This window comes from Pseudomonas bharatica, from assembly GCF_048586865.1.
GTDB lineage: Bacteria > Pseudomonadota > Gammaproteobacteria > Pseudomonadales > Pseudomonadaceae > Aquipseudomonas > Aquipseudomonas bharatica.
Map to the genome: position 1 here is coordinate 104,853 of NZ_JBMAWR010000007.1, position 14,468 is coordinate 119,320.

Annotated in this window: 18 protein-coding genes; 14 read left to right on the forward strand and 4 right to left on the reverse strand. The window is 62.5% G+C overall.

From position 1 onward, the window contains the following. Window positions 1-48: 48 nt before the first annotated feature. From ACKLLE_RS11005 to recX, 9 genes are all read left to right on the forward strand, one after another. Window positions 49-2,292, forward strand: a complete 2,244-nt coding sequence (locus ACKLLE_RS11005; protein ID WP_420057926.1) for a hypothetical protein — start codon at window positions 49-51, stop codon at window positions 2,290-2,292. Between the two features lie 9 nt (window positions 2,293-2,301). Then, window positions 2,302-3,147, forward strand: a complete 846-nt coding sequence (locus ACKLLE_RS11010; protein ID WP_420057927.1) for a phage tail protein — start codon at window positions 2,302-2,304, stop codon at window positions 3,145-3,147. Further along, window positions 3,122-3,328: a tail protein X gene (locus tag ACKLLE_RS11015; RefSeq protein ID WP_420057928.1), complete on the forward strand. Its 207-nt coding sequence runs from the start codon at window positions 3,122-3,124 to the stop codon at window positions 3,326-3,328. The genes ACKLLE_RS11010 and ACKLLE_RS11015 overlap by 26 nt, the downstream gene beginning before the upstream one ends. A 58-nt stretch (window positions 3,329-3,386) precedes the next feature. Beyond that, window positions 3,387-4,442 (forward strand): phage late control D family protein, encoded by a 1,056-nt coding sequence (locus ACKLLE_RS11020; RefSeq protein WP_420057930.1) that lies wholly within the window; start codon window positions 3,387-3,389, stop codon window positions 4,440-4,442. Then, entirely contained in the window at window positions 4,439-4,990 is a 552-nt protein-coding gene (locus ACKLLE_RS11025) for a glycoside hydrolase family 19 protein (protein ID WP_420057932.1), read from the forward strand. The genes ACKLLE_RS11020 and ACKLLE_RS11025 overlap by 4 nt, the downstream gene beginning before the upstream one ends. Further along, window positions 4,987-5,484: a lysis system spanin subunit gene (locus tag ACKLLE_RS11030; RefSeq protein ID WP_420057933.1), complete on the forward strand. Its 498-nt coding sequence runs from the start codon at window positions 4,987-4,989 to the stop codon at window positions 5,482-5,484. Before ACKLLE_RS11025 ends, ACKLLE_RS11030 begins: the two co-directional genes overlap by 4 nt. 38 nt (window positions 5,485-5,522) lie before the next feature. After that, window positions 5,523-6,005, forward strand: a complete 483-nt coding sequence (locus ACKLLE_RS11035) for a CinA family protein (RefSeq protein WP_009395184.1) — start codon at window positions 5,523-5,525, stop codon at window positions 6,003-6,005. Between the two features lie 104 nt (window positions 6,006-6,109). Beyond that, the gene (recA, locus tag ACKLLE_RS11040; RefSeq protein ID WP_009395182.1) at window positions 6,110-7,177 is read left to right on the forward strand and encodes a recombinase RecA; all 1,068 of its coding nucleotides are present in this window, start codon (window positions 6,110-6,112) and stop codon (window positions 7,175-7,177) included. 8 nt (window positions 7,178-7,185) lie between these two features. Continuing rightward, window positions 7,186-7,653 (forward strand): recombination regulator RecX, encoded by a 468-nt coding sequence (recX, locus tag ACKLLE_RS11045; RefSeq protein WP_064302322.1) that lies wholly within the window; start codon window positions 7,186-7,188, stop codon window positions 7,651-7,653. Between the two features lie 6 nt (window positions 7,654-7,659). Here the strand turns inward: recX and ACKLLE_RS11050 are convergent, their stop codons facing one another. Then, window positions 7,660-8,778, reverse strand: coding sequence for an LOG family protein (locus tag ACKLLE_RS11050; RefSeq protein ID WP_064302321.1), 1,119 nt, complete (start codon window positions 8,776-8,778; stop codon window positions 7,660-7,662). Window positions 8,779-9,078: 300 nt separating this feature from the next. On the opposite strand from ACKLLE_RS11050, the gene ACKLLE_RS11055 reads away from it, so the two are divergent. Continuing rightward, complete coding sequence (locus ACKLLE_RS11055) at window positions 9,079-9,279, forward strand: hypothetical protein (RefSeq protein ID WP_009395177.1); 201 nt, start codon at window positions 9,079-9,081, stop codon at window positions 9,277-9,279. Here ACKLLE_RS11055 and ACKLLE_RS11060 read toward each other — a convergent pair whose 3' ends face one another. Further along, a complete protein-coding gene (locus ACKLLE_RS11060) occupies window positions 9,280-9,699 on the reverse strand; it encodes a quorum-sensing-regulated virulence factor family protein (RefSeq protein ID WP_009395176.1) in 420 nt (139 codons plus the stop codon). A 216-nt stretch (window positions 9,700-9,915) separates the two neighbouring features. On the opposite strand from ACKLLE_RS11060, the gene ACKLLE_RS11065 reads away from it, so the two are divergent. The 3 genes from ACKLLE_RS11065 to ACKLLE_RS11075 all read left to right on the forward strand — a co-directional run bounded on the left by ACKLLE_RS11065 (window position 9,916) and on the right by ACKLLE_RS11075 (window position 11,792). Beyond that, window positions 9,916-10,626, forward strand: coding sequence for a tRNA-uridine aminocarboxypropyltransferase (locus ACKLLE_RS11065; RefSeq protein ID WP_009395175.1), 711 nt, complete (start codon window positions 9,916-9,918; stop codon window positions 10,624-10,626). Window positions 10,627-10,703: 77 nt separating this feature from the next. Next, window positions 10,704-11,354, forward strand: a complete 651-nt coding sequence (erdR, locus tag ACKLLE_RS11070; RefSeq protein WP_009395174.1) for a response regulator transcription factor ErdR — start codon at window positions 10,704-10,706, stop codon at window positions 11,352-11,354. A 75-nt stretch (window positions 11,355-11,429) separates the two neighbouring features. Further along, window positions 11,430-11,792 carry a diacylglycerol kinase gene (locus ACKLLE_RS11075; protein ID WP_009395173.1) on the forward strand — a complete coding sequence of 121 codons (363 nt, stop codon included), beginning with the start codon at window positions 11,430-11,432 and terminating at the stop codon, window positions 11,790-11,792. A 16-nt stretch (window positions 11,793-11,808) separates the two neighbouring features. Here ACKLLE_RS11075 and ACKLLE_RS11080 read toward each other — a convergent pair whose 3' ends face one another. Beyond that, window positions 11,809-12,735, reverse strand: coding sequence for a LysR family transcriptional regulator (locus ACKLLE_RS11080; RefSeq protein WP_009395172.1), 927 nt, complete (start codon window positions 12,733-12,735; stop codon window positions 11,809-11,811). A 123-nt stretch (window positions 12,736-12,858) separates the two neighbouring features. On the opposite strand from ACKLLE_RS11080, the gene fpr reads away from it, so the two are divergent. Beyond that, the gene (gene fpr / locus ACKLLE_RS11085) at window positions 12,859-13,638 is read left to right on the forward strand and encodes a ferredoxin-NADP reductase (RefSeq protein WP_009395171.1); all 780 of its coding nucleotides are present in this window, start codon (window positions 12,859-12,861) and stop codon (window positions 13,636-13,638) included. A gap of 125 nt (window positions 13,639-13,763) precedes the next feature. Here fpr and tsaA read toward each other — a convergent pair whose 3' ends face one another. Continuing rightward, window positions 13,764-14,462, reverse strand: coding sequence for a tRNA (N6-threonylcarbamoyladenosine(37)-N6)-methyltransferase TrmO (gene tsaA / locus ACKLLE_RS11090; RefSeq protein ID WP_420058011.1), 699 nt, complete (start codon window positions 14,460-14,462; stop codon window positions 13,764-13,766). Window positions 14,463-14,468 lie beyond the last annotated feature (6 nt).

Sequence of the window (14,468 nt, forward strand, 5' to 3'; positions counted from 1 at the left end):
TGGTCTGGTGGCTCACAGAGTGAGCCGGTTTGCGCGCATGGAGGACATATGGCGGGCGAACTGAAAGTCCAGATAAACATAGGAGGTGCCGTCGAACCTGTCCTTGGCCAGGTCTTCGACCTGGTCGAGGCCCAGGTGGTGCGGATCGAGTCGTTGGCATTGCGCATCGGCGAGGCTCTGAGGCGCGCCACCGAGCAGGCGTTACCGCTTGCCTCGGCCTTGAGGATGACCAACGACGCGGCGGCGGAGTCGGCGCAGAAATGGCAGGCCTCCCTGGGGGAGATCGGCAAGAGGTTGTCCACCCAACTGGAGACCTTGCCCAGGTTGACCAAATCCTACGACGAGCTGGGCAAGGCCATGGGGGCCGTGCGTTTTCCGGCTGCCGGGCAGTCATCCGGCAGGGAGGATGCGCAGGAACGGGTTAACGATGCATCCCGAACCGTCCTGCAGTCGGCGGACGGTGCAGTGGATCGTTTCGCCACCTACGAGGGCATCGTCAGCAAGCTGGTGATCCAGGGAGAGAAGGATCCCGCGCAGCGAGAGGTACAGAGGGCAAGGATCGAGGCGCAGATCGGCAGGATGACCTATGGCACCAGCCTGAGCAAAACCGAAGCGGCCAGCCAGCTCCTGGGCATGTTCGATGCCGGCATGGGCCTCAACGCGCTGGTGCCGGAGGGGCGTCTTGCCGCCAGGTTCAGCGATGGCCAGCAGGTGAGCGAAGGCGTGACTGCCGGACTGTTTCGTACCCTTTCCCCGGGGCAGGGCAGCGATGGGCTCGAACGCCTGCTCAATACCCTTGTCGGCCAGGCTGGCACCGGATCGCTTGGCATTTCCCAGACAGCCGAGGCGATCACGCGGCTGCTTCCGCAAGTGGGAGGAGATCCGCAGGACGCCATTCGTCTCTCGGCGATTCTTCAACAGGAATCCGGCAAGACCGGGAACTACAACGACATCGTCAGCAATTCCAAAGCGCTCTTTCTCGAGTACCAGCGCGAGAGAGGCAATTCCGCGGCCGACATGGGCCGGTACGGCCAGGCGTTCATGCCGTCGAGCGCCAAGGGGACGACCCCGAACTACATCGAAAATGATCTGGCGGACCGCCGTCAAACGCTCGAGTGGCAAGGCAAGGCGCAGCAATCCGCCAACGACGGGGTCTCGGTTGCGGTAGGCGGAGCCCTGGCACCCCTCTACTCGCAATGGACCTCCCTGATGACCACCGGCGCCAACATCCTGGGCACGGTGGTCGAGCAGTTGGGCGCGGTGGTGACCGTGCTTGGCGGGGTCGTGGTGGGTGGGGCCGCTTTGCTGACCTCGTTCGCCGCGCTGGCCAAGGGCAAGGCATTGCTGGAGGCGGTACGGACGGTCGCGGGACCGCGCGGCAAGGTGCTGGCGGAGGCCGCTGCGACGGTGTTCAAGCCGGCACCCGGGGCGCCTGGGTGGCGCGCGCGTGTCGGGCAGGCTGTGGCCAAGGTCGGGACGCTTCTGCCAGAAGTTCCGCGCCCTTCCAAGGTGCCGCTTGTGTCGAAACTCTTGGGCGGCGCCCTGGCGGTAGCAGGCAGCGCGGCCATGGCGATCAATACTTACCAGAACGCCGAAACCGGCCGGGAAAAAGCCGAAGGCTATGGTGAGGCCGCGGGGGCATTGGCCGTGGGCCTGCTTGGCGCGTTCCTCGGGCCTGTCGGGGCGCTAGCCGGTGGTTACATCGGTGGCAAGCTCGGAAAGGTTGCGGGGCGCAAGGTCAATGAACTCTGGGGCGACGAGGCCAGGCCGGATACGTCTGGCGCCAGGCCTCCCCTGGCGGAACTGCCCGGGGCGGATGCCGGCAAGTTGCTGACGGTCGTCAAGGCGCCCGAGGCGGCTGCCCTGTTGCTCAAGGCGCCCGGCGAAACGGTTGATCCGGGGCAGGGCGCTCGTCCTTTGGCACCGGTCATCCCGTTCCGGGGCGCGAGGATCGACAGCCCCAATCCGGCGATTGGGCAACCGGCAGGTGAGCGACCTCCCTTGCCTCTGAAAAGCGGTGACGTGGTCCGCTCCTTGGGCGAAGCGGTTCCGTCGGCTGCCGGCTTGCCGGCGCCCTCTGCTTCCGCGCCCGTGTCGATCACCACCAGCATGCCGCAGCATTTTGCGGTGTCGCCCACCATTGCCATCAATATCCAGGGCAGCGTGACCGACCCTGCCGAACTGGTTCGGATCCTGCAACCGGAGATCCAGCGCCTGTTCAACGGCTACGCCGCGCAGGCCAACAGCGGCGGACATATCTGGGACACACCTGCCGTCACCTTTGTCGCCTGAGGAGCAATCATGGCTTATATGGAATCGATGCAATCCAGCCTGCGCTCACTGGTAGCGGCGGGCGAGGCCGGGCGGCGCAGTGCCGATGAAATGCTGGGGCCCTTGAATGGCGCCGTCAGCGATATCACCGGTGCGGCCACCGAGCTGGAAAACCTGCCCTTCGTGGGCGAAATCATCGGCAAGAAGCTGCAACGCACCCTGCGCGCCATCGAGGTGGCGCAATCGACGGTGGGGACGGTTGCGGCGACGTACAACCGGGCGGTCAGTGTCATAAGCGAGGTCGAGGGCCGGCTGGAGAGTTTCTCCGAGCAAGCCGGCAAGGCCGCCGCAGCGATCAACCGGGTTGCCGGCAAGGTCAGCCCGTCGCTGGGCGCGATCCTGCCGACCGGCGCTTTCGCGCCCCGGACGACCCCGGCGGAAGAAGCGGTCAAGCCCTTTCCACACCTGCTGGTTCTGCAACCGCTGGAAAACGGCGCGGAAGCTTTTTACTTCAACCTTGATACCGCAGCGTTCAACCAGTTCAAGCGCACCAAGGCGTTCAACTGGGCCGGTCAGGATCGCCTGTCGCGCAGCAGGGCGCAGCAGGCCGTGGCCATGGGGGATGACAAGATCACCCTGGAAGGCGCGGTCTTTCCTTCCTTCAAGGGCGGGCTCGGTCAACTGGAGCGCCTGCGCAGCATCGGCCAGCAACTGAAGCCCTTCAGCCTCACTACCGGCTACGGGGAGATCCTCGGCAACTGGTGCCTGGTCAGCGTGACCGAAGCCCAGGACAGCTTCCTGGCAGGCGGCATCCCGGGCAAGCAAGCCTTCACATTGGAGTTCGTGAGCTATGGCGACGATATGCCGAACCTCTGAAGGGGATCTGCTCGATACCCTGTGCCAGCACTACTACGGGCATCTGCGCGGCAGTGTCGAGGCGGTGCTGGCAGCCAACCAGGGCCTGGCCGACGAAGCCCAGCCGTTTCGCGCTGGCGTGCTGATCAGGCTGCCGGTGTTGTCCGGCGCCAGCGACTCCACGCTCATGCTGTGGGATTGAGTCATTTGCAGTGTCAGACCCCGCCTCGTGCGGGGTCTGCTTTTTCGGGAGCCTGAACATGCAACCTGTGTTTCGCATCATCGCCGACGGCGAGGACATAACGGCGCTGATCAACGACCGTGTCCTGCTCCTGCGTACTACCGACAAGACGGGGATGGAGTCCGATGACTTCGAGCTCAGGCTCGATGACCGTGACAGTGCCCTGGCCCTGCCGGCGCGGGGAGCGCAACTGGAGGTCTACCTCGGCTATTCCGGTCAGGAGCTGACACGGCTGGGGCGCTATACGGTGGATCAGATCGATCTCAGCGGACCGGCCCAGACCATGGAAATCCGCGGCAAGGCAGCGGATATGCGCGGGACCGGCAAGACCATTCGCAGTGGTAGCTGGGAGAACAGGACGCTGCAGCAGATTGTCCGCGACATCGCCGCGCGCAATGGCTGGCAGCCACAGTGCCCGGTGACCACCGCCATTCCTCGGGTCGAACAGGTCAAGGAATCGGATTTCAACTTTATTACCCGCATCGCGCAGCAATACGGTTGTACCGCCAAGATCGCCGACGGTGCGCTGTTGGTGTTGCCCCGCCAGGCTGGCAAGAGCGCCAGTGGCAAGGACCTCGGGGTGGTCGGGGTAGCGCTGCATGATGTGCGCCGCTGGAAGTTCCAGTTGAAGGACCGGGCTACGTACAAGGCGGCCCAGACCCATTACCAGGACCCGGCCAGCGGCCAGCAGCAGGCCGTCCGGGTGGAAAACGAAGACAAGCCCGATGATGTCGGTGCGGTCTTTACCGAGCGGCATATCTATCCGAACAGAAGCGCCGCGGAACAGGCAGCCAAGGCCCGTATGGAGGCCTTCAAGCGCAGTACCGCCACGGTGTCCCTGGAAATGGCCGGACGCACCGACCTGTTTGCCGAGCGCATGCTGCGGGTGCAGGGTTTCAAGGATGGGCTGGATGGCGATTACCTGATCGACACGGTAACCCAGACCTTCACCGTTTCGGGTTGGGACACCACCGTGCAATGCAACGGCACCAACCAGGGCAAGTCCACGGCGAAAAGCCAAAAGACCCGGCAGAGCAAGCCGCTCAAGGTTACGCAGAGCAAGGAGCCCAAATGAACCTGACAGAATCCGAGCTGTTCCGCATCTATCCCAACGCCCGCACCTCAGCGGGCGTTTTCGTTGCGCCATTGAATGCTGCCATGGCGCACTGGTCCATCGACACACCACGCCGCATGGCCGCCTTTCTCGCCCAGATCGGTCACGAGTCCGGGCAACTGCGCTACGTGAAGGAACTGGGCCAGGACCACTACCTGGCGCGCTACGACACCGGCACCCTGGCCCTGCGCCTGGGTAACACCCCCGAGGCCGACGGCGATGGTCAACTGTACTGCGGCCGCGGCCTGATCCAGATCACCGGACGCAACAACTACCGTGCCTGCAGCATGGCGCTGTTCCAGGACGAGCGCCTGCTGGCGCGTCCGCAGATGCTTGAGGAACCCCAGTGGGCGACGGAGTCTGCCGCCTGGTTCTGGCATTCGCGCGGGCTCAATCGCTTGGCCGACCTGGGCGAGTTCAATCGCATTACCCGGCACATCAATGGCGGGCTCAACGGGCTGGAGGATCGCCTCAAGCTCTGGGCCCGGGCACGGGAGGTGCTGTGTTGACCGGTGCACGGCTGATCGCGCTGGCCCTGTTGGTGCTGGCGGCCTGCGCGCTGACCTGGCAGGTCCAGGCCTGGCGTCATGAGCGGGCCATGGCCGTGCGCGAAAACGAATACGCCGACGAGCGTCGGCAACAGGCCGAGGCCTTTGCCGCACGGTTGCAGGATGAGCAGGGCCGTCGCCTGGCCCTTGAACAACGCATCCAGTCCGCTGACCAGGCCCATTCCCGGGAGCTTATCGATGCCCGACAGACTCAGGCGCGCCTGCGCGACCGCCTGGCTACTGCTGATCTGCGGTTGTCAGTCCTCCTCGCCAGCGACACCGACTCCACCATTGTGCCTGCCACCACCCCCGCCGGCGGCCTGGTTCATGGCCCCTCGCGAGCCCGACTTGACCCGGCGCATGCTCAACGAATTATCGCCATCACCGCCGACGGCGACGAAGGATTGATCGCCCTGCATGCCTGCCAGGCCTACGTACGCGCACTGGCCTTCTGAGTGGTGTAGGGTAGGGCGGTTTTCCCAAGGAGCTTGCCATGGACCCGATCACCGTTCTTTCCATCCGCCTGGGCGGACGTCTGCGTCATTTCAATGCCCAGGTCACCACCGCGGAGTCCTGCACCGGTGGCGGCATCGCCGAGGCCATCACCCGCGTGCCCGGCAGTTCGGCCTGGTTCGAGGCTGGCTACGTGACCTATTCCAATGCGCAGAAGACCCGTCAGTTGCAGGTGCCGGAAGCGCTTTTCGACCAGGTCGGCGCGGTCAGCCAGGAGGTGGTCGAGGCCATGGTCCGCGGCGCCCGTGCTGCCAGCGGCGCGCGGTTCGCCGTGGCGGTCAGCGGCGTGGCCGGGCCCGATGGTGGTTCAGCCGCCAAGCCGGTGGGCACGGTATGGCTGGCCTGGGCCGACGGCGAGCACGTCAGCAGCGAGCGCCGGCACTTCGACGGCGATCGCGAAAGCGTGCGCCGACAAACGGTAATAGCCGCGCTAGAGGGCTTGTTACAGCTTGGTGCGGAGTAATTCACGAATCGGGGGTAGGCGGAAACAAAACCCTGTGGAATAATACTGGCTACTTATACAGTTGTTTCTGGCCGTCAGGCCCTATCGATTACGTGAGGACTTCAATGGACGACAACAAGAAGCGTGCCTTGGCTGCGGCCCTGGGTCAAATCGAACGTCAATTCGGTAAAGGCGCGGTCATGCGCATGGGCGACCATGAACGTCAGGCGATCCCGGCCATTTCCACCGGCTCCCTGGGCCTGGACATCGCCCTCGGCATCGGCGGCCTGCCAAAAGGCCGTATCGTCGAGATCTACGGTCCGGAATCGTCCGGTAAAACCACCATGACCCTCTCGGTCATCGCCCAGGCCCAGAAAGCCGGCGCCACCTGCGCCTTCGTCGACGCCGAGCACGCGCTGGACCCGGAATACGCCGGCAAGCTGGGCGTCAATGTCGACGACCTGCTGGTCTCGCAGCCGGACACCGGTGAGCAGGCCCTGGAAATCACCGACATGCTGGTGCGCTCCAACGCCGTCGACGTGATCATCGTCGACTCCGTCGCGGCCCTGGTGCCTAAGGCCGAGATCGAAGGCGAGATGGGCGACATGCACGTGGGCCTGCAGGCCCGCCTGATGTCCCAGGCCCTGCGCAAGATCACCGGCAACATCAAGAACGCCAACTGCCTGGTCATCTTCATCAACCAGATCCGCATGAAGATCGGCGTGATGTTCGGCAGCCCGGAAACCACCACCGGTGGTAACGCCTTGAAGTTCTACGCCTCGGTGCGCCTGGACATCCGTCGTACCGGCGCGGTGAAGGAAGGCGACGAAGTGGTCGGCAGCGAAACCCGCGTCAAGATCGTCAAGAACAAGGTCGCGCCTCCGTTCCGTCAGGCCGAGTTCCAGATCCTCTATGGCAAGGGCATCTACCGCAACGGCGAGATCATCGACCTGGGCGTGCTGCACGGTCTGCTGGAGAAATCCGGCGCCTGGTACAGCTACCAGGGCAGCAAGATCGGCCAGGGCAAGGCCAACTCGGCCAAGTTCCTTGCCGAGAACCCGGAAATCGCCGAGACCCTCGAGAAGCAGATCCGTGAAAAACTGCTGAACCCGGGTGCCGTCGATGCTGCCGGCAAAGCCGCAGCAGAAAACGAATCTGCGGAAGACATGGCCGACGCTGACGCCGACTTCTGAGCCCGCGCATGTCCGTTGTACTCGACACCCCCGTCGCCGTCAGGCGGACAGCCATGGACCTGCTCGCACGCCGCGAGCACGGTCGAGCCGAGCTGACGCGCAAGTTGCGTCAGCGCGGCGCCCCTCCTGAAATGATCGAGCACGAACTCGACCGCCTGGCGGACGAGGGGCTGCTGAGCGAAACCCGTTATCTGGAAAGCTATATCAGCTCACGGGCGCGTTCGGGCTTTGGACCCTCGCGTATTCGCGAGGAGCTGACCCAGCGCGGCCTACCTCGGGGCGATGTCGAGCAGGCATTGCGTGACGCCGACATTGATTGGCAGGTACAACTGGTTGATCTCTGGCAGCGCAAGTTTTCCGGTCAGTTACCGAGTGACCCACGCGAGCGGGCCAGACAGACCCGCTTCCTGGTCTATCGCGGTTTTTCCATGGAGAGGGTCGGCCGCCTGCTCAGCGGCCGAAGCTTCGACGATTGATGGCGCTCAGGTGACCCTGGATGGTTGCCGTGTGCGCTGTGCGGCAGGCATGGATGGCTGGGATTCACGGTTTTCCGGCAGGTTGATGAAGTCCACCAGTTCCCGCAAACGGCCCTGATCGCGTCCGTTGAACGCAAATACCAAACGGTGCAAATGGCTGAAACCGGCCTCGTCCTGTTCCGGCCCTGTATAGCCGTGCTGACTGAAATCTCCGCTAAGGCGCAGGTCGGCAAAGCTCTCCTGCATGTCCAGCAGTGCCGCTTCGCTCAGGGGATGCTGCATACGAATCACGAACTGGTTTTTCAGCCAGCGACTGGAGTGATAGTTGGCGTAGAACTGGTTGATCTCGGCGACCGCCTCTTCGGCGCTGTTGACCAGACGTACCAGTTTCATGTCGGTGGGCAGGATGTAGCGGTTTTCTTCCAGTTGTCGCTTGATGAAGGCCAGTGCGTCCTCCCAGAAACTGCCGCCGGGCGCATCCAGCAACACTACCGGCACCAGCGGGCTTTTACCGGTCTGGATCAGGGTCAGCACTTCCAATGCTTCGTCCAGGGTGCCGAACCCGCCTGGACACAGCACCAGAGCATCGGCTTCCTTGACGAAGAACAGTTTGCGAATAAAGAAGAAATGGAACGGCAGCAGCTTGTCCGTGCCGTCCACCGTCGCATTGGCGTGCTGCTCGAAGGGCAGGGTGATATTGAAGCCCAGGCTGTTGTCCACGCCGGCGCCTTCGTGCGCAGCGGCCATGATGCCGCCCCCGGCGCCGGTAATTACCATCAGCCCCGAGCGGGCCAGAGTCGCGCCCAGCTCCCGGGCCAGGGCGTACATGGGGTGTTCGACCGGGGTGCGGGCCGAGCCGAATACGGTGACCTTGCGGCGTCCCTTGTACTGTTCCATCACCCGGAATGCGTGGTCGAGTTCACGCAGGGCCTGGAGGGTGATCTTGGCGTTCCAGCGGTTGCTGTCGTCGTGGGCCATGCGCAGCACGGTGAGCATCATGTCCCGGTAAAGCGGCAGGTTGGGGCTGTCGGCGGCGACCAGGCTCAGTTGCCGGTCGATGTGGTCCAGGTCGATTCCCTGGTTCCTGAAGTGGCTGGCAAGCAGCTCGTTGGGTAGATAAGGCATCAAACGTCTCCTTTTTGCAGCAATGACCTATCCCTTTGTGTTCTCTTTTTCGGGATTTTGTCGCGGCACGGACCGGGCGCGGACAGCCTCCTGTGTCTGTCCGGTATTCGAAAGATGTTTGTAATCAATCTAGACCCTACCAAGTGTTTGCGCTCCATCGCCCATGTACGCATGAGGTCATGACAGATCGTCGTCGTGTTTCTCTCGGAAACCACATGCGCCGCTCGTCAGATCGGATCCAATATTTCGAATGCTCTGGTTAACTGAACCTTGGCGATATGCGGCTCAGGGAGGCTGCCAATGCAACGTATCAGTCTGGAGGTCGATAGCCAGCTGTTCCGGCTTTTGCAAAATGCCGCCCGGGCCAACAACCTGACATTCGAAGAGGAATGCCTGCGCCGGCTGGAAGGCGGCGAGCGCCGTTCACGCTATCTGCAGGCGCTGGTCGCGGAGTTGCGCGCCGATGAGGAACAACGGCGCGAAAGCAGTCAATTGATGTAGTTACTTCTTCTTGCCGTTGATGCCGCAGCTTTGCGCGTTGAAGTTCTCCACGGCCACCGGACGGTTGGTCTTGTATTCGGTGAACTGGTAAGTCAATACAGCCCCTCGTGCCAGCAACTGGCGATAGCCATTGTTGGTACAGACACTGGCGCCCAACTGGTCACGTACCTTGTCCGGATTGGCGCGCATCTGCTCGGCGTGGCTGGGGCGGACGCTCAAATGGTTGATCAGTTGCGGGCCCTGGACGGTGTAACCCTGGTCGAGGATGTCTTCGTTGATGGCGCGTGGGGTTCCGACGCTACTGTCCCGTGCGACTTTCTCGAGCATCTGGCTCAATTCGTATTCCTGCTTGGACGCGGCATTGGCGGCGATCGGCAGGACCAGCAGCAAGCTCAGGGTGGGGGCGATGAAACGCAGCATTCACTTCTCCAGATTCGGTAACTGGCGCTTTGACCCGCATCCGCACGTCGTGTTCCGTCACGAGCGCAGTCATTCGCAACCATCAATAAGCCCGGGATTATAGTGGAGTCGGAGATTTCCCTGCACGGTAAAGCGTTGTGCCGTAAACTCCCGCCGATTCCGCCCGTCCGAGCGCTTGCCGTTGCCTGTCGTTATCCTTTCTCGTCGAATGTCTTCATGAGCCACGCTGTCTCACGCCTGCGCGCCGAGCGCCTGGCCCTCAGTATCAAACCCTTTGTCGCCCGTGGTTCCCGCGCTCCGCGTTGTCCTGATTGCCGGGTGATCTTCGATTATTGCCTATGTGCATGGCGCCCACGGGTCGCGGCGGCGTCGGCGATGTGCCTGCTGATGCATGACACCGAGCCACTTAAACCAACCAACACCGGTTGGCTTATTGCCGACGTAATCGACGATACCAGCGCCTTCGGCTGGCAACGTACGATGGTGGACCAACAATTGCTCGCCCTGCTCGAAAAGCCCGACTGGCAACCCTATATCGTGTTCCCGGGTGAGTTCGTCGAGTCGTCGCGCGTGGTCACCGAGGTGCGTCCGCAGCCGGGCAAGCGGCCGTTGTTCATCCTGCTGGATGCGACCTGGACCGAGGCACGCAAGATGTTCCGCAAGAGTCCTTACCTGGACCGTTTCCCGGTGCTGAGCCTGGAGCCCGAGCAGATCTCCCGATACCGTCTGCGCCGCTCGAAGCGCGACGACCATTTCTGTACCGCAGAAGTGGCGGCGATGTGCCTGGAGCTGGCCGGCGACCAGGATGCCGCGCAGGCACTGGATGCCTACCTCGATGTTTTCAGTGCCCACTACCTGGGGGCCAAGTTCCGCCTGCCGCTGGACATCGACGATGCTGTCCATCAGCGCCTTAGGCCCTTCCTATAGTCCAAGGGGCAAATGTTGCACTTTGCTTCATAATGATGAAACTTCCGGATCCAGCACAGAACAGGTTCATTAGATCGATGGCCACCTACGAAATCCTGATTGCCGATGACCACCCGCTTTTCCGCAGCGCCCTGCGCCAGGCCGTGACCCTGGGGCTCGGCCCTGACGTGCGTCTGGTGGAGGCCGCCAGCATCGCCGAACTGGAAACCCGTCTCGCCGAAAAATCCGATTGGGACCTGGTCCTGCTTGACCTGAACATGCCCGGTGCCTATGGGTTCTCCGGTCTGGTGCTGCTGCGCGGGCAGTATCCGCAGATTCCGGTGGTGATGGTTTCGGCCCAGGAAGAAGCGGCGGTCGTCGTCAAGTCCCGGGAATTCGGCGCCAGTGGTTTCATTCCCAAGTCCAGCCCGCTGGAGGACATCCAGGATGCTGTGCGCAAGGTGCTCGATGGCGAGGTCTGGTGGCCGCCGCAGGCCTTCGAGAAGGTCGATGTCTCCGCCGAGGCCAAGGCTGCCAGCGAAGGCCTGGCCAGCCTGACACCGCAGCAATTCCGCGTTCTGACCATGGTTTGCGAAGGGTTGCTGAACAAGCAGATCGCCTATGAGCTGAATGTCTCCGAGGCGACCATCAAGGCCCACGTCACGGCCATCTTCCGCAAGCTGGGTGTGCGCACGCGGACCCAGGCCGCACTGCTGTTGCAGCAACTGGAGTCGGTTTCCTCCAGCTGATTAACGACCTTCACGGTTTTTTGACTCGCGGTGCACTAGTCTGCAGCGCTTTCCACAGTCGGAAGTGGTTCTTCTATGTCGCCCTTCAAAGGTCAGACCGGTTTCAAACGTGTTTTCAATGCGGCGGGCTATTCCCTCGATGGCCTGCGTGCGGCGTTCTCTGGCGAGGCGGCCTTCCGCCAGCTGGTGCTGCTCAATGTAATCCTGGTGCCGTTGGCATTCTGGCTGGATGTCAGTCGTGCCGAGCGGGCCATCCTGATCGCGGTGTGCCTCCTGGGCCTGATCGTCGAGCTGCTCAACTCCGCAGTAGAGGCGGCGATCGACCGTATTTCCCTCGATCGCCATCCATTGTCGAAGAACGCCAAGGACATGGGCAGCGCCGCCCAGTTCGTGGCGCTGACCATGGTCGGGCTGGTGTGGGGTGTGATCCTGCTTTAGGTTTTTCGTACAGAGCCTAGGCGATACTGGGCAGCACGATCTCATCGCTCCGACTCACCCCAGCGGTAAAGCTCCTGCACAGCTCCAGGAATTCCCTCATCGCCGAAGTCTGGTACTTCTGCTTGTGCCAGATAAAGAAGAACTGCCGCGCCAGGTCCAGTTCCGGGGTTTGCACCGGTACCAGGCTGCCGCGGCGGAAAGCATCGCGCAGGGCCAGGCGGGAAATGCAGCCGATGCCCAGCCCGGATTCCACGGCGCGCTTGATCGCCTCGGTATGTTCCAGCTCAAGACGGATATTAAGTTCCGAACGGTGGTGGCGCATGGCCTGGTCGAAGGTCAGGCGGGTACCGGAGCCTTCCTCGCGAAGGATCCACGCCTCTCGGGTCAGTTCGTCGAGGCTGGCGCTGCCGCGCTTGGCCAAGGGGTGCTGTGGAGCGCAGAAGACGATCAGCTCATCCGCCACCCAAGGCTGTACTTCCAGGTCCGGATGGTTGCAGTCGCCTTCGATTAGACCCAGATCAATTTCGTAGTGAGCCACCTGTTGCACGATATGTGCAGTGTTCTGCACATGCAGCTTGACCTGGCTTTCCGGGTGTACCTGCATGAAGCTGCCGATCAGCAGGGTCGCCAGGTAATTGCCGATGGTCAGGGTCGCGCCGACCGCCAGTGAGCCGAAACCGGACTTGCCGTTGAGCAGGTCCTCGATTTCCTTGGCCTGGTCCAGCAGTGCCACCGCCTGGGGCAGTAGTTGATGGCCCAGGGCATTGAGGCTCAAGCGTTTGCCGGCACGGTCGAAGAGCTGGCAACTGGATTGCCGTTCAAGCTCGGTAATGGAAGTGCTGGCTGCCGATTGCGACAACGCCAGCACGCTGGCGGCACGCGAAACGCTCTGGTGTTGCGCGACGGCGACGAAGACCTGAAGCTGACGTAGGGTAAATCGCATATCTATATAACCGATAAGACATATCTTGATAATTCATTTAACAGATATTGTCCTCCGCATTAAACTATCGCGCAATCGCGCTCTCGGTTTTAGCGCTGCGTTTTTCTCAGGAGCCCCCTTAACATGAGCAACATGAACCACGAACGTGTCCTCAGTGTTCACCACTGGAACGACACCCTGTTCAGCTTCAAGTGCACCCGCGACCCGGGCCTGCGCTTCGAGAACGGTCAGTTCGTGATGATCGGCCTGCAACAGCCCAACGGCCGCCCGCTCATGCGTGCTTACTCCATCGCCAGCCCGAACTGGGAAGAGCACCTGGAGTTCTTCAGCATCAAGGTGCCCGACGGTCCGCTCACTTCCCAGCTGCAGCACCTGAAGGAAGGCGACGAGATCATCATCAGCAAGAAGCCTACCGGTACCCTGGTCCTCGACGACCTGAACCCGGGCAAGCACCTGTATCTGCTCAGCACCGGCACCGGCCTGGCGCCCTTCATGAGCGTCATCCAGGACCCGGAAACCTACGAGCGTTTCGAGAAAGTCATCCTGGTCCACGGCGTTCGCTACGTGAACGAAGTCGCCTACCGCGAGTTCATCACCGAGCACCTGCCGCAGAACGAGTTCTTCGGCGAAGCGCTGCGTGAAAAGCTGATCTACTACCCGACCGTAACCCGCGAGCCCTTCGAGAACCAGGGACGTCTGACCGACCTGATGCGCAGCGGCAAGCTGTTCAGCGATATCGGCCTGCCGCCGATCAACCCTCAGGACGACCGCGCGATGATCTGCGGTAGCCCGAGCATGCTCGACGAGACCAGCGAAGTGCTGGACAGCTTCGGCCTGAAGATCTCGCCGCGCATGCGCGAGCCGGGTGACTACCTGATCGAGCGTGCTTTCGTCGAGAAGTAAGCTGATATAAAAAAGCGCAGGCCTTGGCCTGCGCTTTTTTTTGTCTGGGATTTATGTGGTGTGCTTTCGGGCCCCATCGCTGGCAAGCCAGCTTCCACAGGGTTCGGCAGCGCTGCTCAAAACATCTATACAGGATCAGCCACCACTTCCAGCACCCTGATCCTCTCCGGCTCCGGATAGTGCCACCTGACCTGTACATCCCAGAACTTCACCCCATACACTCGTTCCGGCGGCGGCACCTGATAGGCCGGCCGCGGATCCTGGGCCAGGCACTGCTCGATCAGCGCCACCAGCGGCTCGGCCAGCCGTTGTGCATGCTCATGCGCCTGCATCAGCGCCTCATCACTCCATTCCACGGCGATCGCCGCAGGCGGAGCGCTGGCCATGCCGTTGCTCGCCCCGGCGATGCTGTCGGCGTAGGGCACATAGGGCTTGATATCGAGAACGGGCGTACCGTCCAGCAAGTCGATGCCCGACAGCAGCAGCCGTCCTGGCTCGACCTTTTCCAGCTTGACCACTGACTGCCCGATGCCGTTCGGACGATGCGTCGCCCGGGTCGCGAACACGCCCATGGATGCATTGCCGCCGAGGCGGGGAGGGCGAACCTTCAAGCGCGGCTTGTCCTCCAGCGTCTGGTGGAACAGGAACAGCAGCCACACGTGGCTGCACTGCTCCAGCCCGGCCACAGCCTCGCCGGAATCGAACGGCGGCACCAGCTCCAGCACGCCACGGGCCGCTGGCGCCAGTTGCGGCTGACGCGGTATGGCGAACTTCTCCTTGAAGCAGGAGCGCATGAAACCGACCGGCGAGACCTTGTAGTCCATCGTCGT

What these genes read in the sequence shown, in the direction of transcription:
- ACKLLE_RS11005 (WP_420057926.1), top strand. Translation starts at nt 49, where the DNA reads ATGGCGGGCGAACTGAAAGTCCAGATAAACATAGGAGGTGCCGTCGAA.
- ACKLLE_RS11010 (WP_420057927.1), top strand. Translation starts at nt 2,302, where the DNA reads ATGGCTTATATGGAATCGATGCAATCCAGCCTGCGCTCACTGGTAGCG.
- ACKLLE_RS11015 (WP_420057928.1), top strand. Translation starts at nt 3,122, where the DNA reads ATGGCGACGATATGCCGAACCTCTGAAGGGGATCTGCTCGATACCCTG.
- ACKLLE_RS11020 (WP_420057930.1), top strand. Translation starts at nt 3,387, where the DNA reads ATGCAACCTGTGTTTCGCATCATCGCCGACGGCGAGGACATAACGGCG.
- ACKLLE_RS11025 (WP_420057932.1), top strand. Translation starts at nt 4,439, where the DNA reads ATGAACCTGACAGAATCCGAGCTGTTCCGCATCTATCCCAACGCCCGC.
- ACKLLE_RS11035 (WP_009395184.1), top strand. Translation starts at nt 5,523, where the DNA reads ATGGACCCGATCACCGTTCTTTCCATCCGCCTGGGCGGACGTCTGCGT.
- recA (WP_009395182.1), top strand. Translation starts at nt 6,110, where the DNA reads ATGGACGACAACAAGAAGCGTGCCTTGGCTGCGGCCCTGGGTCAAATC.
- recX (WP_064302322.1), top strand. Translation starts at nt 7,186, where the DNA reads ATGTCCGTTGTACTCGACACCCCCGTCGCCGTCAGGCGGACAGCCATG.
- ACKLLE_RS11050 (WP_064302321.1), bottom strand. Translation starts at nt 8,778, where the DNA reads ATGCCTTATCTACCCAACGAGCTGCTTGCCAGCCACTTCAGGAACCAG.
- ACKLLE_RS11055 (WP_009395177.1), top strand. Translation starts at nt 9,079, where the DNA reads ATGCAACGTATCAGTCTGGAGGTCGATAGCCAGCTGTTCCGGCTTTTG.
- ACKLLE_RS11060 (WP_009395176.1), bottom strand. Translation starts at nt 9,699, where the DNA reads ATGCTGCGTTTCATCGCCCCCACCCTGAGCTTGCTGCTGGTCCTGCCG.
- ACKLLE_RS11065 (WP_009395175.1), top strand. Translation starts at nt 9,916, where the DNA reads ATGAGCCACGCTGTCTCACGCCTGCGCGCCGAGCGCCTGGCCCTCAGT.
- erdR (WP_009395174.1), top strand. Translation starts at nt 10,704, where the DNA reads ATGGCCACCTACGAAATCCTGATTGCCGATGACCACCCGCTTTTCCGC.
- ACKLLE_RS11075 (WP_009395173.1), top strand. Translation starts at nt 11,430, where the DNA reads ATGTCGCCCTTCAAAGGTCAGACCGGTTTCAAACGTGTTTTCAATGCG.
- ACKLLE_RS11080 (WP_009395172.1), bottom strand. Translation starts at nt 12,735, where the DNA reads ATGCGATTTACCCTACGTCAGCTTCAGGTCTTCGTCGCCGTCGCGCAA.
- fpr (WP_009395171.1), top strand. Translation starts at nt 12,859, where the DNA reads ATGAGCAACATGAACCACGAACGTGTCCTCAGTGTTCACCACTGGAAC.
- tsaA (WP_420058011.1), bottom strand. Translation starts at nt 14,462, where the DNA reads ATGGACTACAAGGTCTCGCCGGTCGGTTTCATGCGCTCCTGCTTCAAG.